This window comes from Streptomyces inusitatus (genome assembly GCF_014651115.1).
GTDB classification, from domain to species: Bacteria; Actinomycetota; Actinomycetes; order Streptomycetales; family Streptomycetaceae; genus Streptomyces; species Streptomyces amakusaensis.
Genome location: NZ_BMWG01000005.1, coordinates 70024 through 88216, shown reverse-complemented (window position 1 = coordinate 88216; position 18193 = coordinate 70024). Strand labels below are relative to the sequence as shown.

At 72.2% G+C, this 18193-nt stretch carries 17 protein-coding genes; 7 read left to right on the top strand and 10 right to left on the bottom strand.

Features of this window, described 5'->3' with window-relative positions; translation table 11 throughout:
• The first annotated feature begins 17 nt into the window (after nt 1-17).
• Nucleotides 18-1712 (top strand): aromatic amino acid lyase, encoded by a 1695-nt coding sequence (locus tag IE247_RS11625; protein WP_229869061.1) that lies wholly within the window; start codon nt 18-20, stop codon nt 1710-1712.
• Nucleotides 1713-1725: 13 nt separating this feature from the next.
• The gene (gene asnB, locus IE247_RS11620) at nt 1726-3567 is read left to right on the top strand and encodes an asparagine synthase (glutamine-hydrolyzing) (protein ID WP_190122939.1); all 1842 of its coding nucleotides are present in this window, start codon (nt 1726-1728) and stop codon (nt 3565-3567) included.
• Between the two features lie 22 nt (nt 3568-3589).
• On the opposite strand, the gene IE247_RS11615 is transcribed toward asnB, so the two are convergent.
• The 5 genes from IE247_RS11615 to IE247_RS11595 form a co-directional block, all read right to left on the bottom strand.
• Nucleotides 3590-3907 (bottom strand): ArsR/SmtB family transcription factor, encoded by a 318-nt coding sequence (locus IE247_RS11615; protein WP_190122938.1) that lies wholly within the window; start codon nt 3905-3907, stop codon nt 3590-3592.
• A 92-nt stretch (nt 3908-3999) separates the two neighbouring features.
• Nucleotides 4000-4596, bottom strand: coding sequence for a nitroreductase family protein (locus IE247_RS11610; RefSeq protein WP_373305541.1), 597 nt, complete (start codon nt 4594-4596; stop codon nt 4000-4002).
• Nucleotides 4597-4627: 31 nt separating this feature from the next.
• A complete protein-coding gene (locus IE247_RS11605; protein ID WP_190122937.1) occupies nt 4628-5215 on the bottom strand; it encodes an ABC transporter ATP-binding protein in 588 nt (195 codons plus the stop codon).
• Entirely contained in the window at nt 5212-6159 is a 948-nt protein-coding gene (locus IE247_RS11600; RefSeq protein WP_229869060.1) for an ABC transporter permease, read from the bottom strand. Before IE247_RS11600 ends, IE247_RS11605 begins: the two co-directional genes overlap by 4 nt.
• The gene (locus IE247_RS11595; RefSeq protein WP_190122936.1) at nt 6156-7691 is read right to left on the bottom strand and encodes an ABC transporter substrate-binding protein; all 1536 of its coding nucleotides are present in this window, start codon (nt 7689-7691) and stop codon (nt 6156-6158) included. Before IE247_RS11595 ends, IE247_RS11600 begins: the two co-directional genes overlap by 4 nt.
• Nucleotides 7692-7810: 119 nt before the next feature.
• Between IE247_RS11595 and IE247_RS11590 the strand changes: the two genes are divergently transcribed.
• From IE247_RS11590 to IE247_RS11575, 4 genes are all read left to right on the top strand, one after another.
• Nucleotides 7811-8170, top strand: coding sequence for a hypothetical protein (locus tag IE247_RS11590; protein WP_190122935.1), 360 nt, complete (start codon nt 7811-7813; stop codon nt 8168-8170).
• 372 nt (nt 8171-8542) lie between these two features.
• Entirely contained in the window at nt 8543-9736 is a 1194-nt protein-coding gene (locus IE247_RS11585; protein ID WP_190122934.1) for a thiolase family protein, read from the top strand.
• Between the two features lie 371 nt (nt 9737-10107).
• Nucleotides 10108-10947 carry a nitroreductase/quinone reductase family protein gene (locus IE247_RS11580; RefSeq protein ID WP_190122933.1) on the top strand — a complete coding sequence of 280 codons (840 nt, stop codon included), beginning with the start codon at nt 10108-10110 and terminating at the stop codon, nt 10945-10947.
• 80 nt (nt 10948-11027) lie between these two features.
• Entirely contained in the window at nt 11028-11273 is a 246-nt protein-coding gene (locus IE247_RS11575; RefSeq protein WP_190122932.1) for an HAD family hydrolase, read from the top strand.
• A 23-nt stretch (nt 11274-11296) separates the two neighbouring features.
• Here IE247_RS11575 and IE247_RS11570 read toward each other — a convergent pair whose 3' ends face one another.
• The 5 genes from IE247_RS11570 to IE247_RS11550 all read right to left on the bottom strand — a co-directional run bounded on the left by IE247_RS11570 (nt 11297) and on the right by IE247_RS11550 (nt 16914).
• Nucleotides 11297-12145, bottom strand: coding sequence for an alpha/beta hydrolase family protein (locus IE247_RS11570; RefSeq protein ID WP_229869059.1), 849 nt, complete (start codon nt 12143-12145; stop codon nt 11297-11299).
• An 88-nt stretch (nt 12146-12233) separates the two neighbouring features.
• Nucleotides 12234-13412 (bottom strand): Cmx/CmrA family chloramphenicol efflux MFS transporter, encoded by a 1179-nt coding sequence (locus IE247_RS11565; protein WP_190122931.1) that lies wholly within the window; start codon nt 13410-13412, stop codon nt 12234-12236.
• 310 nt (nt 13413-13722) lie between these two features.
• Nucleotides 13723-14793 (bottom strand): FecCD family ABC transporter permease, encoded by a 1071-nt coding sequence (locus IE247_RS11560; protein ID WP_190122930.1) that lies wholly within the window; start codon nt 14791-14793, stop codon nt 13723-13725.
• Nucleotides 14790-15821, bottom strand: a complete 1032-nt coding sequence (locus IE247_RS11555; protein ID WP_190122929.1) for a FecCD family ABC transporter permease — start codon at nt 15819-15821, stop codon at nt 14790-14792. The genes IE247_RS11560 and IE247_RS11555 overlap by 4 nt, the downstream gene beginning before the upstream one ends.
• A 25-nt stretch (nt 15822-15846) precedes the next feature.
• Entirely contained in the window at nt 15847-16914 is a 1068-nt protein-coding gene (locus IE247_RS11550; protein ID WP_190122928.1) for an iron-siderophore ABC transporter substrate-binding protein, read from the bottom strand.
• A 358-nt stretch (nt 16915-17272) separates the two neighbouring features.
• Here IE247_RS11550 and IE247_RS11545 point away from each other — a divergent pair, with 358 nt between their 5' ends.
• Nucleotides 17273-18085 (top strand): SAM-dependent methyltransferase, encoded by an 813-nt coding sequence (locus IE247_RS11545; RefSeq protein WP_190122927.1) that lies wholly within the window; start codon nt 17273-17275, stop codon nt 18083-18085.
• The last annotated feature ends 108 nt before the right edge of the window (nt 18086-18193 follow it).

The following is an 18193-nucleotide window of genomic DNA, read 5'->3' as shown; positions in this document are numbered from 1 at the left end:
CCTTTGGAGTCCCGAAGGTGAACACATGGACCGCTCCTGCCCGCGTCGAAATCGACGGGGAATCGCTGACCCTGCGCGACGTGGTGCGCCTGGCCCGTCCCACCCCGCACGAGCCCACGGCCCGGGCCGTACTCCACCCCGCCGCGGCCACCGCCGCCCGGAACAGCGCGCGACTGCGTGAGCGCCTCACCGCCGAACGGAAGCCGATCTACGGAGTCACCACCGGCTTCGGCGACAGCGTCACCCAGCAGATCAGCCCCGAACGCGCCGCGCGGCTCCAGCACCATCTGATCCGCTACCACCTCAACGGCGTCGGCCCCAACGCCCCCGCCGACGTGGTCCGCGCCACCCTGCTCATCCGCGCCAACTGCCTCGCCCGGGGCAACTCCGGCATCCGCCCCCAGGTCGTCGAACGACTGCTGGACCATCTGGACGCCGACATCCTCCCCCTCGTCCCCGAACGCGGATCCCTCGGCGCGAGCGGAGACCTCGTACCGCTGTGCTACATCGCCGCCGCCCTCATCGGCGAGGGCGAGGCCGAAGTCGGCAAACGCGTCCTCGCCGCCCCCAAGGCCCTGGACGATCTCGTCGCCAACACCATCAACATAGGCGAACTGTGGGCCCGTATCCTCTCCCCGGCCGACCGCGCCCTCATCCTCATCAACGCGCCCTTCGCCCCCGCCGCCTACCAATTCGAGAAAGTCCTCGAATACCTTCAGGTCATGTCGCTCCGGCCCTGGGTCGACAACATCACCGGCGACTACACCCGTGTACTCAGACTCATCCGCGAACTGAAGGTCAACGTCTTCGTCGGCCCGCCCTCCCGGCTGCTGGAAATGATCCAGTTCGCCCATCGCGACGACGAACCGGCCCCCGCCTTCGACACCCTCCTTCTGATGGCCGAACAGACCGGCCCCGCCTTCGTCCGCCACCTCGAACGCCTCACCGGGGCCAGGGCCTATGTCGCCGCCTACGGCTCCTCCGAGACCGGCACCACCGCCGTCACCTGCGAACACCGGGGCCTCCACCTCCAGACCCAGAGCTACGCCCTGGAGATCGCCGACGACACCGGAGCACGCCCCGTCGACGGCCGCCCCGACCGGGGCGAACTCATCGTCACCACCCTCGACATCCTCGCCCGTCCCCTCCTCCGCTACCGCACCGGCGACCTCGTCGAGATCGCCGGAGTCGACTGCCCCTGCGGAGTCGCCACCCCTCTGCTGCGGACCCTCGGCCGCTCCCAGGACCTCATCACCCTGGAAGGCAGCGGCATCCGGCAGAACGACGTGGAGTCCGCGCTCTGGGCCGACGGCCCGGCCGACGCTGGGGACCTCGACGCTCCTCGGACACCCGACGCTCCCCGGGCACCCGACGCCCCTCCAGTCCTCAACGCCCCTCTAGTCCTCAACTACATGCTCGTCATCCGCGACCGTACGATCCTCTGCCTGGTCACCACCACGGGCCCGGCCGACCGGCACTGGACCGAGACGACCACCGCCCGCCTCGCCGCCCTCTTCCCCGGCCGTGAACTGGCGCTGCGCCCGGTGGAGAAGCTCCCGCCGCTCGCCTCGCTCGGCCAGTACCTCGGCTGGAAACTCTCCCGGGTGCTCGACCTCGGCGACGAACGCAACTGGGACCGGCTGCCCGCCCCCATCCGGGGCGTCGTCGAGGAGACCCTCGCCGCCTACGCCCCCTCCACCACCGACAGCTGAGGAGAACGCCCGAATGTGCGGCATAGCAGGGTGGCTCGACTGGGAACGCGATCTGACCCACGAGACCGCCACCGCCACCGTCACCGCGATGGCCCGGACCCTCGCCCGCCGGGGCCCGGACGACGAGGGTGTGTGGACCGCGCCCCGTATCGGCCTCGGACACCGCAGGCTCGCCGTCACCGACCCCGGGGGCGGAGCCCAGCCGATGACCGCGCTCGGCGAGGACGACGGACGCCCGCTCCTGGTCGTCTCCTTCAGCGGGGAGATCCACAACCACCGGGAGCTGCGCGCCGAACTCCGTTCCAGAGGGCACCGCTTCCGTACCGCGTCCGACACCGAGGTCCTCCTCGCCGCCCACCGCCAGTGGGGCCCCGAGGCCGTCACGCGCTTCGCCGGGATGTTCGCGTACGCCCTGTGGGACATCGAGCGGCAGACCCTCCACCTCGGCCGCGACCCGCTCGGCGTCAAACCCCTCTACTACGCCGAACACGACAGCGGAGTCGTCTTCGGCTCCGAACCCAAGGCGCTCTTCGCCAGCGGCCTGGTCGAGCCCGAGGTCGACGCCGAGGGACTCACCGACGTCTTCACCGTCGCCGCCAAACGCCCCGGCGACGCCGTCTACCGCACCCTCCGCGAGGTCCGCCCGGGCCATCTGCTCAGCTTCGGCCGCGGCAAGAGCACCTCGTACCGCTACTGGCGGCTGGTCAGCGCACCCCATCAGGACGATCCCGACACCACCGTCGCCACCGTCCGCTCCCTGCTGGAGCGGATCGTCGCCGAACAGACCCTCGCCGATGTGCCGCTGGGTGCCCTGCTCTCCGGGGGCATCGACTCCAGCGTCATCACCGCGCTCGGGGCGGCCGTCCTGACCGCCGGGGGACGCGGCCCGCTCGCCACCTACTCCGTCGACTTCGCGGGCGGCGAGGACGACTTCGCCGCCGACGCCCTGCACGTCTCCCGCGACGCTCCCTATGTACGCGCCGTCGTCGACCACGTCGGCACCAAGCACCAGGAGGTGCTGGTCGAGCCCGCCGCCCTGCTCGCCGAGTCCGGCGTCGCCCTGCGGGCCAGGGACTATCCGGGCGTGGGCGACCTGGACGTATCGCTCCAGCTGCTCTTCCGGGAGGTACGCAGGCATCTGACCGTGGCGCTCTCCGGGGAGGGCGCCGACGACGCCTTCGGCGGCTATCCGTGGTTCGCCCGGGAGGCGGACCGGCCCTCCGGGGGATTCCCCTGGTCGGCGGGGGTACGCGACCGCAATGCCGTGCTCTCGCCCGGGCTGCGCGGCCGTCTCGACCTCCATGAGCGGCTCGAACGGCGCTACCGGGAGGCACTCCGCGAGGTGCCCCGCCTCGACGGCGAGAGCGGGACCGACCGCAGGATGCGCGAGGTCTACTACCTCCAGCACACCCGCTTCCTCCCCTTCCTCCTCGACCGCAAGGACCGGATGAGCATGGTCCACGGGCTGGAGGTCCGCGTCCCCTGCTGCGACCACCGGCTGATCGAGTATGTGTGGAACGTCCCCTGGCGGCTCAAGAGCCTCGGCGGCCGGGAGAAGGGGCTGCTCCGCGCCGCGGTCGAGGATGTACTGCCCGCGGCGGTCGTCCACCGCCCGAAGAGCGGCTTCCCCGTCGGCCAGAGCCCCGAGTATCTGCGGTCCGTGCGCGACGCGGTCTCCGACATGATCAGCGACCCCGGCGCGCCCGCGATGGAACTCCTCGACGCGGACGCCCTGCGCGCCATGGTGCGGGGCGGGCAGTGGGTCAACGGCGACTTCACCCCGCCGCCGATCCTGCCGCGCGCCCTCCAGCTCAACGACTGGCTGACCGAGTACGGAGTCCGGGTGGTGCTGTGAACCGCCGCCGGCCCGCCGCTGTTCAGCCGCCGGTACGGGCGGGATCGTCGGCCAGCGCCACATCGAGCAGCCCGGGGAAACGGGCGTCGAGATCCTCGCGGCGCAGCGACATGTAGCGGTGGGTCCCCTCGATCCGGGTGTGGGTGACGCCCGCGTCCCGGAGCACCTTCAGATGGTGGGAGAGCGTCGACTTGGAGAGGGGGATGCCGAGGGCTCCGCAGGACCGCTCCTCGATCCCCACCAGTCCGCGGACGATCGCGAGCCGGGTCGGATCGCTCAGCGCGTGGAAGACGGCGGTGAGTTCGATGTCGGACCGTCCGGGGTGGGTGAGCGTGCGCATACGACCGGCTCTCCTCTCAGCTGGTTCGTAGATTTGCACATCATCGAAGTACGGGCAAGCTCCCCGCCCCTCCCCACCCCGGGCGGACGCCGCTACCAGGAGTCCCAGTGGGCGATCCGCTCCGCCGCCACCCGGGGACCGGGCCGGAAGTCCGTGCCGATCGTGTGGGCCACCGGGATCAGCGCCGTCTGGAGGACCGTCTCGTAGGGGATCCCCAGCAGCTCCGCCGCCTCGCGCTCATAGTGCAGATGGGGAGTGGTCCACGCGGTGCCGAGCCCCCGGGACCGGGCGGCGAGCATGAACTGCCACACGGCGGGCAGCACCGAGCCCCAGGTGTTGGCCTGTCCGACGTGCGAGTCGTTCTCGTGCCGGCCCTGGACCCCGATGCAGGGGATCAGCAGCACCGGCACCTCGTGCAGATGGTCGAAGAGATACCGCGCGCTGTCCGCGATCCGCGCCCCGCCCACCGGATCACCCTGGTCGATCCCGTCGCGCACCACGCGCTGGCGGGGCCGCGCCAGCCCGAGCCGGTACAGCTCGGCGAGCGCGGCGCGCTTGCCCGGATCGGTCACCAGCACGAAGTCCCAGCGCTGCCGGTTGCGCCCGGTGGGAGCCTGGGTGGCCAGCTCCAGACACTCCTCCAGCAGCCCGCGCTCCACCGGGCGGGTCAGATCGAGTCGTTTGCGCACGGCACGGTGGTGGTGAGCACCTCGTCGGCGCTCAGGTCGAGCGGGGGCATGGATCTCCTCTTCCCGGGGCGGCGGGGCCTCTCCCCGCCGCCGTCGACGGTGGTGGTACCGGCAGCCGCGGCACCGAGGCCAGCAGCCGGCGGGTGTACGGGTGCCGGGGCGCGCCCAGCACCTCGGCGACCGGGCCCGATTCGACGGCCCGGCCCTCGTGCATCACCAGCAGCGCGAGCAGCAGCTCGGGCAGGGCCAGCGCGATGTCCGTGCCGCGCATGGCCACCTGGTCGGCGACCCGTCCCAGCAGCGCCGACGGGAGCCCGACCAACAGCCCCGCGAGGACGCCGAGCGCGGTCGCGACGAGCCCCAGCAGCAGCGAGTGGCGCGCGCCGTGCACCACCCGCGCGTAGACGTCGCGGCCCAGCTGGTCGGTGCCGAACCAGTGGTCGGGGCCCGGCGGCAGCAGCGCGGCGAGCGGATCGGCCGCCGTGGGGGAGGCGTGCGCCAGCAGCCCGGGGGCGGCGCAGGCGAGCAGGACGGCCACCGCCAGCGGCAGTCCGGTCCCCGGTCCGTCCGCCGTCCGTCCGCGTACCGTACGGGTCCCGCCGGCCGGAAGGGCGCTCATACGGGGCTCCTCAGCCGGGGATCGGCCCACAGGCAGATCAGATCGGCCAGCGCGTTGACGACGAGATAGACGGCGGCGGAGAGCAGCACCAGGCCGACGACCACCGGGATGTCCCGGCCGGACACGGCGTCCAGCGCCACCCGGCCGAGGCCCGGCCTGGCGAAGACGGTCTCCACCAGCACTGTCCCGCTCAGCAGTCCGCCGGCCAGCCAGCCGCTGAGGGTGACGGCGGGCACGGCGGCGTGCCGCAGCGCGTGGCGCAGCCGCAGGGCGGCCGGGCGCAGTCCCCGGGAGCGGGCGGTCAGTGCGAACGGCTGGTGCAGCGCGCTCTCCATCCCTTCCCGGAGCACCTGCGCGAGCAGTGAGCCGAACGGCACCGCGAGGGTCACGACGGGCAGCGCCAGCGACCGCCAGTCGCCCGCTCCGGCCACCGGGAACACATTCAGCCGGAAGGAGAAGACGGTCAGCAGCACGATGCCGAGCCAGAAGGCGGGCGTGGAGACGGCGATCAGCTCGGCCCCCGAGGCGAGGCCGCGTACCCGGCGGCCCCGCCCGGCGGTGAGGGTGGCGGTCAGCAGCGCCCCGGCCACCAGCAGCACCAGCGCGCCGAGCGCCAGTTCGGCGGTGTGGCCGAGCTGTTCGCCGATGATCACCGAGACGGGCTGCCGCTGCTGGTAGGAGTCGCCCAGCTCGCCGGTGGCGAGCCGGGCCAGGAAGGCGGCGTACTGGGCGGCCGCCGGGTCGTCGAGACGGTACTCCCGCCGGATCTCCGCGCGCAGCGCGGTGGAGTCCGTCGCCGACGCGCCGAGCAGGGTGGTCACCGGGTCGCCGGGGACGAGATGGAGCACCAGGAAGGCGAGGCTCGCCGCGCCCCACAGGACCAGTACGGCCCCGGCGGCGCGGTGCAGCAGCCAGCGGGCCGCGGGCGGCAGCGGGCGGCTCACCGCTCGGTCTTCCACACGCCCGCGAACTGCGGCCAGGCGTTGGCGTCGAAGGTCAGTCCGCGGGCCTTCTCGCCGGTGCCGATCGCGGTGACGGGAACGTACAGCGGCAGCACGGTGCCGTGGTCGACGGCCCAGCGCTCCACCTTGGCGTACGAGGTCTCCCGGGCCTGCGGGCGCTTCTCGGCCGCGCCCGCCCGCAGCCAGGCGTCGACCTGGGGGTCGTTCGCGCCGGAGACGTTCTGGCCGCCCTCGGCGGGCCGCTGGGCGGAGAGGTAGAAGCCGGCGAGGATCGCCGGGTCGGCGCGGACCCAGGCGTTGTCCCACACGTCGTAGTCGCCCTTGCCGTACCGCTCGAAGTACGCGCCGGTCTCGACCGCCTCACGCACCAGATCGATGCCGTTCTTCCTCAGTTCGGCCTGGACGGCCTCGGCGAGGACGTCGCGCTGGTCGCGGATCAGGGCCCCGATGTAGGGCCAGCGCAGGCTGAGCCGCCGCCCGTCCTTGGTGCGGTAGCCCTCGCCGTCCCGCCCGGTCCAGCCGGCCCGGTCCAGAAGGGCGGCCGCCCCCTGCGGGTCGTGGCGTATCGCGCCCTCGATGGAGTCGTCGTACCCGCCGGGGGTGGCCGGGCTGAGCGGGCTCCAGGCACGCTCGTACTCACCCCGGTAGACGCCGCGGATCAGGGCGTCGACGTCGACGGACCGCTGGAGCGCCCGGCGTACCCGCTCGTCGCGCAGCGGACCCCGGCCGGTGTTGAGATACAGGGCGTACGCGGCCCCCGGGGCCTGCCGCTTGGTCAGCTTCAGCGAGGAGTCGCGCCGCACCGCCCGAGCGGAGGTGATCGGCACGGCCGCCGCGTCCACCTGACCGCTGGTCAGCGCGCCCGCGCGGACGGAGTCCTCGGGCAGGAAGCGGACGACGAGCCGGTCCACCAGCGGCGGCCCCTGGTGGGCCGCGCCCTTGGGGGACCACCGGTAGTCGGCGTTGCGGACGAACTCCGCCCGGTCGTTCTTGACGTACCGCTCCGAGCGGAACGGGCCGCTGCCCACGGAGTACTTCCCCCCGGCGCAGAGCCGGTCCTTGTCGCGGCTGAGGGAGACGGGCGAGGCGATGCCCAGATACGGGGTGCTCGCCGCCTGGAGGAAGGGGACGCTGGGCTCGGCGAAGTCGATCCGGATGCGGTGCTCGCCGAGGATCTCGCTGTCCCGGTACGGGCCGAGCAGGGCGGCGGCGTACAGCGACTTGGTGGCCGGGGCCCTGATGTGCTCCAGATTGGCTTTGACGGCCGCGGCGTCGAACGGGGTGCCGTCGTGGAAGGTGACGTCGTCGCGGAGTTCGAAGGTGTAGCTGCGGGCGTCGTCGGAGATCTTCCAGGAGGTGGCGAGCCAGGGGTGGAAGCGGCCCCGGTCGTCGAGGTGGACCAGTGAGTCGAACACATTGCGCTGGACGACGGCGGTGATGTCCCCCGGGCTGGTGTGCGGATCCAGGCAGGAGGTGCCGACGGCGGCGGCGTAGGTGAAGGTCCCCCCGCGCACCGGGGTCGCCGGAGTGCCGCCCCGGTCCTCGGCTCCGCCGCAGCGGTGAGCGCGATCGCCAGGGCTGTGGTGGTGGCGGTGACTGCGGCGGCTGTGCGCGGGGACACGTCCTCGGGTCCGTGGGGCAGCGCGACATCGATGATCCGGCGGGCCGTGTCGTCGCTCAGGAACGCCTCGCCCCGCGCGGTGGCCCGGACCGCGGCCGGCAGGACCTCGGGCGCCGCGTCGACGCGGACGAAGGAGCGGACGCCGGAGCGGAGATAGCCGAAGACCCGGTCGGTGCCGCTGGCCTTCAGGACGACGACGGCCCGGGCGGCACGGGTCTCCCCGGGGAACCGCAGGGCGGGGGCGACCGCCTCGGCGACGGTGACGCCGGGCAGATCCTCGATCAGGACCACATCAGGAGGGCCGGGGCCGTCCGGGGCGCCGCTGGTCGGAAGGCCGTTGACGATGGTGAACTCCGGGTCCTCCTGAAGTAGCGCCGTCAGGCCGGCGATGAGCAACGAAGGGCGGCCGGGGGCCAGTACACGGATCGCACTCCGCCCCCGTGGCGGTGAATCGAAGTGCAACATGGGGCACGACGGTACGGAAAAGATGTCTGTCGGTCAATCATCTCTGGTTAGATTAAATGTTGCGTGATTGTGTCGCCTCTGCACATCTCCGAAGCTCCCGCAGCCCCGGGCGCCCCCCCCCCCGACGGGGCTCCCCGGTCGCCCCGCCGGCCCCCCAAACCGCCCCCTCGACCCCCCCGTGTGAACGACTGTCCCCACGGGCGGGGACCTGGACCCGACGGCACGGACCCGCGACCGGACGGCAGTCCGCGCCGCCGCCCCAGCGAGGAGCTGAGAGACATGCCCGACCGCCTCCGAGACGTCTATGTCGTGGACGCCGTGCGCACCCCGGTCGGCAGATACGGCGGTGCGCTCTCCGGCGTACGCCCCGACGACCTCGCGGCCCATGTCCTCACCGCCCTCCTCCGCCGTACGCCGGAACTCGATCCGGCCCGTATCGACGACGTCCTGCTCGGCAACGCCAACGGCGCGGGGGAGGAGAACCGCAATGTGGCCCGCATGGCCCTGCTGCTCGCCGGGATCCCGGTGAGCGTCCCCGGCGCGACCGTCAACCGCCTCTGCGGCTCCGGGATGGAGGCGGTCGTCCAGGCCGCCCGGGCCATCGCCGTCGGCGACGCCTCCGTCGCCGTCGCGGGCGGCGTCGAGTCCATGAGCCGCGCGCCCTGGGTGGTGCCCAAGCCCGAACGCGCCCTCCCCGCGGGCCACCAGCAGATGTACTCCACCACCCTCGGCTGGCGGATGACCAACCCCCGGATGCCGAAGGAGTGGACGGTCGCGCTCGGCGAAGGGGCGGAACTGGTCGCCGACCGGTACGGCATCGGCCGCGAGGCCCAGGACGCCTTCGCCCTCGACAGCCACCGCAAGGCCGCCCGCGCCTGGGCGGACGGACAGTACGACCCCGAGGTGGCCCCCCTCGACGGCATCGCGCTCGACCGCGACGAATCCATCCGCGACACCACCTCCGCCGAGGCGCTCGCCGCCCTCAAGCCCGCCTTCCGCACCGACGGCACCGTCACCGCGGGCAACTCCTCACCGCTCAGCGACGGCGCGGCCGCACTCCTCCTCACCGACGAGGACGGACTCCGCGCCACCGGCCGCCCGCCGCTCGCCCGCGTCAGGGCGACCGCCGTCACCGGCATCGAGCCCCAGCTCTTCGGCGCGGGCCCGGTGGAAGCGGTCCGGCGGGCCCTGAAGAAGGCCGGGCGCGGCTTCCGTGAGGTGCGCACCCTCGAACTGAACGAGGCGTTCGCGGCCCAGGCGCTCGCCTGCCTGGGCGAGTGGCCGGACCTCGATCCCGCCCTCGTCAACCCCCGGGGCGGCGCGATCGCCCTCGGCCACCCCCTCGGCGCGTCCGGGGCCCGGATCACCGGAGCCGTCGCCCACCAGCTCGCCGCCGCGGGCTCCGGCACGGGAGTCGCGGCCCTGTGCATCGGCGTCGGCCAGGGGCTCGCCCTCGTCCTCGAAGCCCCCTGACCCGAGCGCACCGCCCGAAAATGGGGATTGCCGTACGGCTGTTCGCGTGGATAGGATTCCGCACTGTGACTGCCGGGTCGGCCTTGGGCCAGAATCGAGTTGGGTTCCCGGCCTCGGAGTGAATCCGAGGCGGGTGAGAGCCCCGCCCCCTCTGTATCTCCTCACCTTTCGCGACGTGCTTCGCTCCCGTCGCGCCCCGCCACGGCCCCATCGGGCCGGGGTGTCGCTCCGTCGACCCCAGGCGCTTTCCCGTAACCCCCTTCCGTACCACCCGTACCGCATCGAGGCCGGTGCGCGCCCCCGCCGGGCCGTGCCACGCCCCCGACACGCGGCTCCTCGGCATGCCCGCCGACCGTAACCGAAAGAAGAGAATGCCCAACGATTTCAACCAGTCGGTCATCGAAGAATTCCGCGCCAACGCAGGACAGGTCGGCGGCCCCTTCGAAGGAGCCCGCCTGCTGCTGCTGACCACCACCGGGGCGCGGACGGGCGCCCCGCACACCACCCCCGTCGGCTATCTCCCCGACGGCGGCGAACGCGTCCTCGTCATCGCCTCCGCCGGGGGCTCACCGCGAAACCCCGCCTGGTACCACAATCTGGTGGCCAACCCCCGGGTCACCGTCGAGAGCGGCGTCTTCACCTACCAGGCTGAGGCCCTCGTCCTGCGCGGCGAGGAACGCGACCGCGCCTTCGCCCGCGCGGCCGAGGCCGAGCCCGGCTGGGCCGAGTACCAGGAGAAGACCTCACGCGTCATCCCCGTGGTCGCCCTCCGGGAGATCCCCGGACCGCCCCAGGTGGCAGGCACACCCTCGGTCGGCGAGGCGATCAAACTGATCCACGACGGATTCCGCCGCGAACTCGCCCTGATCCGCACGGAGATCGCCGCCTCCGGCCCAGGCGCCCTGGGCGCCCAGTTGCGCGTCAACTGCCTCACCGTCTGCCAGGGACTGCACAACCACCACACCGGCGAGGACCGGATGCTCTTCCCGGCGGTGGCCGAGCGCCACCCCGAACTCACCCCGGTCATCGACCGGCTGACGGAAGAACACCTGGCCATCGCCGCCCTGGTCGAGGAGTTGCGGCAGACCCTCTCCGCCGGTCCGGAGAGCGACGCGCCGACCGTGCTCGCCGAGGTGGAACGCCTCTGCGACGAGCTGGAACGCCATCTCTCCCACGAGGAGGAGCACTTGATCCCGATGCTCGACCGCTGACACCGGGCCGCCGCCCGTCCCGGACCCGCGCTTGAGAAGGCCGCCGCACAGCGCCGAAGGCGCGATGGTACTCATGAGGGGTGACCACGAACCGCGCCGGCGGCCAGGACCGTCCCTTCGGCGCCGTGCTCTGCGACATCGACAGGCTCTACGAGATCGCGGCGGACCGGGCCGGTGCCCGCGCGGAACGCTGTCCGGTCGTGGACGATCTGCCGGAGAACATCAAGGCGGCCGTACGCCTCGGCATGACCGGGGCGCTGTTCCGCGAGGCGGCGGACCCGCGGGCGGCGCTGGGCGCACTCCTCGCGCCCGGGCTCCCGGGCTGAACCGGCCCGGGAGCCCTCCGTGTTCAGAGCTTCAGATTGCGGTTGAGGAAGGCGACCGCGTCGGCGGCCACCTGGGCCCGCACGGGCCCGGCCCCGGCGATGTCGTCGGCGAACTCGTAGTGTCCGACGGTCTCGCCGAGGCAGCTGACCTCGGCCCCCGGTATCCCCCTCCCGTACCGCAGGGCGTTCTCCGAGCCCGGGGAGTTGTCGTCGGCGCCGCCCCAGCGGATGGCGACCGGACGGTCGACCGCCGTGAGACTGCTCTCGTCCACCAGCAGCCCGATCGCGGGGGAGATGAGGAACGCCGCGAGGATCCGGGGGTCGGCGACCGTGGCACCGGCCTCCTCGATCCGCCGCCGGAGCTCGTCACCCGGCACCCGGGAGTGCAGGGCGTCGATGAGCCCGGGGAACTCCGGCAGCGGCGGAGCCGGTACCACCCCGTCGAGCACGGCGCGTACCTTCTCCGGCGACAGCCGCGCGCCCACCAGGGCGGCGGCGCTGTACCCGCCGAGGGAGAAGCCCGCCACCCCCGCCGCGCCGACCGGGCGCTCCCGCTCCAGCCACCCCAGTACGAAGGAGAGATCGCGCGGGCGCTCCCAGACGAAGGCGAACCCCTCGGGCAGCGAACGGCCCATGGACGTATTGCCGTGGTGATCCACGGCCGCCACCAGGAAGCCCGCCCCGGCCAGCGCCTCGGCGAGCCAGCCGAGATCGAGCGCGCTGCCCCCGGTGCCGTGCGACAGCAGCGCCACCGGAGGTTTCGGGGGCCGCCCGGCCGGCTCCCATACATAGGTACGAACCGGACGAGGACCGTCCGATTCCCAGCCTCTCCGGCTGTGGTCGAGAAGCTCGTACACCTCGGATTCGGACATACCAGCCAGGCTAGCGCGCACCCTCCGCACCCGTCCCGCGATCCGGCGCCCGAACCGAACTCGCCTGCGGACAAAGGGAGATGAGCCATCACCCTCGAACCCGGCGCACCGGCGGCGGCGCGCCGAAGACACGCCCCAGGGCCGCGACCGAAGCCACCGCCACCGCGAGGGCGATCAGCAGCGCGCTCACCCACAGCGGCCCCCGATACCCCGGCCCCGCCCCGGCCGCCACCCCGCCGAGCCACGGCCCCAGCGCCGCACCGACGTTGAACGCGGCGGTGGCGGCCGCCCCGGCCAGCGTCGGAGCCCCGGCCGCCGAGTAGAAAACCTGCGACACCAGCGTGGAGCCGACCGCGAACGACAGCGCGCCCAGCATCAGCACCAGCACGGCCGTCGCCACCGGGCTCCCCGCCGACAGGGCGAACACCGACCAGCCGACGAGCAGCGCCGCCCCGCCGGTCACCAGCAGCGGCACCGGCCGGGTGTCGGCGAACCTGCCGCTCACCGTCACCCCGATGAACGAGCCCAGACCGAAGAGCGCCAGCACGGCCGGGACCAGCGCCCGGCCGGCCCCGGTGACCTCGGTGAGCAGCGGAGCGAGATAGGTGAAGGCACAGAAGGTCGCCCCGTTCACCAGCGCGCACAGCAGCAGGAACACCGCCGGGCGCGGGGCGAGCAGCGCCCGCGCCTGCCCGCGTACCCCGGGGGCTGTGCTCGGGTCCGTACCCTCCGGAACCCACTTCAGGATCGCGAGGACGGCGGGCGCGGAGAGCAGCGCCACCGCCCAGAACGCCGAACGCCACCCCCACAACTGCCCGAGCAGCGCCCCTGCGGGCACTCCCGCGACACACGCCACGGTGATGCCGCCGAGCAGGATCGAGGTGGCCCGGCCCTTCGCGTTCGCGGGGACCAGCGCCGTCGCGGTGGTCAGCGCCACCGCCAGGAACCCGGCGTTGGCGAGCGCGGCCACCACCCGGGTGGCCAGCAGCACCCCGTAATGAGAGGTCAGCGCCCCGGCCACATGGGCGAGCAGAAAGGTGACGAGGAAGACGAGCAGCGAGCGCCGCCGGGGCCAACGCAGGCCGGCCACCGCCATCAAAGGCGCGCCGACGATCATCCCCACGGCGAACGCCGAGGTCAGCGAGGCCGCGGCGGGGATGGACACCCCCAGATCACGGGCGATGTCCGGGACCAGACCGGACAGCATGAACTCGGACATCCCCTGGGCGAATACCGCCAGTCCGAGGAGATACAGAACAAAAGGCACAGCGAGACTCCACAGCCACTACGAAGAAGGACGGGGCAGCGGTGAGCCGTGGGGCGGCACCCGTCGTGGAGTCGGCGGCACTCGTCAGCACGCCCGGAGACATCAGCGGGCGTGGGAGGTCAGCGCGACAGCGCGGGAAGCCACCGGACGGCCGGTGGCCCCAGTCTGGAGGCTTCGGGGCTGGACATGGGCGCAGGCTAACCGGGCCCGTTCGACGCTGTCCACACGATTTTCTCGCCGGACGCGCCGGGAAGCACCGAGGGGCCGTTCAACGAAGGACATGACATCCTCCGCTGAACGGCCCCACGGCTCAGAGCGCTCCCTTGCGCCGCTCCCGGGTCAGCAGATAGCCGAGATAGGCGCCGCCGATCGCCATCGTGTAGATGCCGACGGGCAGATCCTCGAAGAGCGGCAGCTGCTGCGCACAGAGATCGGCCGCCACCATGAGCAGCGCGCCGGTCAGCGAGGCCAGCAGCAGATGCGGCCCGGACGCCCGGGTGATCCGCTTGGCGATCTGCGGCGCGGTGAGCGCGATGAACGCGATCGGCCCCGCCACGCTCACGGCCCCCGCCGACAGCACGATGGCGAGGACGACGGCGTACGTCTTGGTGCTCCTCGGGTCCGCGCCGAGCCCCTGGGAGATGTCGTCCCCCATCTCGCCGACGCTCAGCCGCCGGGCGACCAGCGCGGTGAACGGCACGACGGCCAGCAGCACCAGCCCGATGGTGGTCGCGTCCTCCCAGGACCGCGAGTCCAGACTGCCGTTGACATAGGCGGTCAGCTCGGCGGCGCTGTCCCGCTTCATCGCGTACACCACGTACTGCGTCACCGCGGCGCAGATCGCCGCCACACCGATTCCGGCGACCACCAGCCGGGCCGGGTTGCGAAACCCGGTGCCGGTGGAGACATAGACGAGCGCCATCGCGAGCACCCCGCCGATCAGCGCGCCGAGTGGCACGCTCACCGTGCCCGGGAGCATCAGCGCGGCGAACGCGGCTCCCGCGCCCGCCCCCGCGCCGAGGCCGATCACATCCGGGCTGCCCAGCGGATTGCGGGTGGCGGACTGGAACAGCGCCCCCGAGAGCCCGAGCGCGCATCCGGTGCCCATGGCCACCACCAGCCGGGGGCCGCGCAGCCGCTCCAGCACGAACGCGTTCTTGCCCTCCGCCCCGCCGGTCAGCGCCTCGCCCAGCTCGGCGAGGGGGATGCCCAGGCGCCCCAGCGACAGCGTGGCGACGGAGCCGGCGACGATCAGAGCCAGCAGCGCCAGCGCGGTGAACACGGAGACCCGCCGGACCGGGACGGCGACGGCACGCCTGACGACGAGGAAGCCCTTCGGCCCGCTCTGCCCGGTCCGCCCGCCCGCCTGGGTCGAGGTCATGCGTTTCCCCTCATCCTGCGTACGGCGATCAGCAGCGCGGGGGCCCCGACGAACGCGGTCACGATCCCGACCATCAGCTCCTGCGGGCGCATCACCACCCGGCCCACGACATCCGCCGCGAGCATCAGCGAGGGCCCCGCCACCGCCGAGAACACGATCTGCCAGCGGAAGTCGGCTCCGACGACCGCCCGCACGATGTGCGGCACGGCCAGACCGACGAAGGCGATCGGGCCGACGGCCGCCGTCGCGGCGGCGCTGAGCAGCGTGGCGGCGAAGAGCCCGCCCGTCCGCACCGCCCAGGGGTTCGCCCCGAGCGAGGCCGCCGTCGCGTCGCCGAGGGCGAGCGCGTTGAGACTGTGCCCCAGCAGCAGCGCGAGAAGGAGCCCCGCGCCCGCGAAGGGCAGCATCGACAGCAGGACGTCGAAGTCCCGGCCGCCGAGCGCGCCGACCACCCAGTAGCGGTAGCTGTCGAAGACCTGCGGCTTGGTGAGGGTCACCGCCTGGATGTACGCCATGAGCACGGCGGACAACACCGCGCCCGCGAGGACCAGTCTGACCTGGCTCCTGCCCGACCCCGAGGACCCGATGATCTGGACGGCGACCCCGGCGACCAGCGCCCCCGGCAGCGCCCACCACATGGCGGCCGTACTGCCGGTCGCGCCCCAGAAGGCCGTCGCGGTGACGATGCTCGCGGAGGCTCCCGCGTTGATGCCCAGCAGTCCGGGTTCCGCCAGATGGTTGCGGGTCACGCCCTGCATCAGCGTGCCCGCGACCGCGAGACAGAGCCCGGCCAGCACGCCGAGCGCGGTCCGGGGGTACCGGCTCTCCACAATGGTGGTGATCTCCGCGTCGGCGGTGCCGGAGAGCACATCGGCCACATCGCCGACCGAGGTGGTCGAACTGCCGAACACCACGCTCGCGGCGACCGCGAGCACCAGCACGGCGAGACCGGCGATCATGGCGAACACCCGCCGGGCAGTGCCCCGGTGGGAGGCACTGCCCGGCGGTACGTGTGTGACGGTTGCCATCTGGCTGTCGCGCCCCGTTCCCCGGTTACTTGCCGGCGGCGGCGACGGCCTTGTCGATCAGCGGCAGGTACCGGTCGATCGTCCACGGCACGGTGAGCGGGTTGATGATCGAGGAGGCCGTCACGAAGGACTGGCTGTCGCCGACGACGACGGCGCCCTTCTTGACCGCGGGGATGCTCGCGTACAGCGGCTGCTTCTCGATCTCCTCGCGGTTCTTCTCGTCACTGTAGAACGTGAAGATCAGGTCGCTGTCCTTGAGCTTCCCGGCGTTCTCCAGACCGATGAGCGCCGAGTCGGTGCCCTCGGTCTCCTTGAAGCCGTTCACCACCGGGTCGACGGTCAGACCGAAGGAGGAGACCATCTTGACCCGCTGCTCCTCGGGCTTGAACACGCCGAGGGTGCCGGGGCCGGTGTTGTAGATGTACGAGAACTTCAGGTCCTTGTACTTGGGGCGGGTCTCGCCGGCCTCGCTGAGCTGCTTCTCGATGTCGGCGATCAGCTTCGGGGCCTGGTCCGCCTTGCCGAGCGCCTTGGAGACGATCTCGATCTGCTGGTCCCAGTTGGTGCTCCACGGCAGATCCGGGTACGCCACCGTCGGGGCGATGTCCTCCAGCAGGTCGTACTGCTTCTGCGTGATGCCGGACCAGGGGGCCAGGATCAGATCGGGGTCCAGCTCCATGATGGCCTCGGCGTCGAGCTCCTCCCCGCCGGTGAACTGCTTGGGGAGCTTCTCGCCCTTCTTGGTCACGGCCTCGTGGATCCACGGGAGGTAGCCCGTCTTGTCGGCGCCCCACGCGTAGCTCTCGATGCCCACCGGGGTGTGGCCGAGCGCGATCGCGGTCTCGGCCGAGCCCTGGCCGAGGGTGACGACCCGCTTGGGCTGCGCGGGGATCTTCGCGGTGCCGAGCGCGCTCTTGATCGAGACCGGGAACGCTCCGCCGCTCTTCTCCGCGGTGCCGTTCTTCTCGGCCGCGCCGTCCGTCTTCTTGTCGCCCTCGTCGGACGACGAGCAGCCGCCGACGGTGAGTACGGCGGCGGTGGCGGTGGCCGCGACGGCGAGCGCGCGGCGACGCACGCGAGTGAACCCGAGCATGGACGTTCCTCAAGATTGGTGTGCAAGGTCGCCGACCCCGAGTCCGACAAAAGGGGCATCATCCCCAAAATCGGCCGTGTGAACGCAGATAGCTACGGCACTGATCGACTTAGGTAAGCCTAAGCTATTCCTGTCCCTGTGTTCAACCGCCCCCGGGGGAGGGGCGCGGCACGGACCGGATCCGCCCGGCCCGACGGGATCCCGTATGTCCCGGCGATCATTCGAACATGGCTCAAAAGAAGGCCGGTTGGGGTTGTTCTCTCTTTCCCGGCCTATGCCGGGACCCGCCCTCTCCCTAGCATGGGCGTCTTACAGCTCCTCTTATCGATCTACTCGACAGACAACGGGTGAGTGCGGGATGCAGAACGAGTCGTGGCGCCCGGACGCCATCGACACGACGGTGCCCAGCGTGGCGCGGATGTACGACTACTACCTGGGGGGCAGCGACAACTACGAGTCCGACCGTGTGGCCTGTGAGGAACTGCTGACACAGGTGCCCAGCACCAAGGTCCTGGCGGTCAACAACCGCCGCTTCCTCCAGCGCGTGGTGCGGCTGCTGGCCAGCGAGTACGGCATACGGCAGTTCATCGACCACGGATCCGGCCTGCCCACCCAGGACAATGTCCACCAGGTCGCCCAGGCCGTCGACCCCGCCTCCAGGGTGGTCTACGTCGACAACGACCCCATCGTGCTGGCGTACGGCCGCGCGCTGCTGGACGAGAACGACCGCACCGCCGTCATCCAGGCCGACATGCGCGACACCGACGGGATCTTCGACCATGAGGAGACCGTCCGGCTCATCGACTTCGACAAGCCCGTCGCCGCCCTCTTCGTCTCCGTACTGCACTGCATCCCGGACGAGAGCGACCCCGCCGGACTGATCAGGCGGGTCGCGCGGCGGCTGGCCCCGGGCAGCTTCCTCGTGGTGTGCCAGCTGGTCAGCGAGCGGCCGGAGATCCGCAAGTTCGTCACCGACTTCATGGCCGAGGCCACCGGCGGCCACTGGGGCAGGGTGCGCGAGGAGCGCGAGGTCACCGAGTACTTCACCGGTCTGACGATCCTGGAGCCCGGGCTGGTCGAGGTGTCCACCTGGCGGCCCGACAACGATCTCGCGCCGGTCCAGCAGACCGACGAGTGGATCGAGTGGGGCGGCGTGGCCCGACTGGGTTGATCATGGCCTGGAACGGTCTGGGGCCCGCACACCGGACGGTGTGGGGGGCCCAGACCGGTCTCGGGGTGAGGACTCGCCGCGGCCCCCGGGCGGCACCCCGCGCGGCTT

Bases quoted from the DNA above. Each gene is read 5' to 3' on its own strand.
- IE247_RS11580 (WP_190122933.1), top strand. From the start codon at position 10,108: ATGCCCAACGATTTCAACCAGTCGGTCATCGAAGAATTCCGCGCCAAC.
- IE247_RS11615 (WP_190122938.1), bottom strand. From the start codon at position 3,907: ATGCGCACGCTCACCCACCCCGGACGGTCCGACATCGAACTCACCGCC.
- IE247_RS11555 (WP_190122929.1), bottom strand. From the start codon at position 15,821: ATGGCAACCGTCACACACGTACCGCCGGGCAGTGCCTCCCACCGGGGC.
- IE247_RS11550 (WP_190122928.1), bottom strand. From the start codon at position 16,914: ATGCTCGGGTTCACTCGCGTGCGTCGCCGCGCGCTCGCCGTCGCGGCC.
- IE247_RS11570 (WP_229869059.1), bottom strand. From the start codon at position 12,145: ATGTCCGAATCCGAGGTGTACGAGCTTCTCGACCACAGCCGGAGAGGC.
- IE247_RS11605 (WP_190122937.1), bottom strand. From the start codon at position 5,215: ATGAGCGCCCTTCCGGCCGGCGGGACCCGTACGGTACGCGGACGGACG.
- IE247_RS11585 (WP_190122934.1), top strand. From the start codon at position 8,543: ATGCCCGACCGCCTCCGAGACGTCTATGTCGTGGACGCCGTGCGCACC.
- asnB (WP_190122939.1), top strand. From the start codon at position 1,726: ATGTGCGGCATAGCAGGGTGGCTCGACTGGGAACGCGATCTGACCCAC.
- IE247_RS11560 (WP_190122930.1), bottom strand. From the start codon at position 14,793: ATGACCTCGACCCAGGCGGGCGGGCGGACCGGGCAGAGCGGGCCGAAG.
- IE247_RS11545 (WP_190122927.1), top strand. From the start codon at position 17,273: ATGCAGAACGAGTCGTGGCGCCCGGACGCCATCGACACGACGGTGCCC.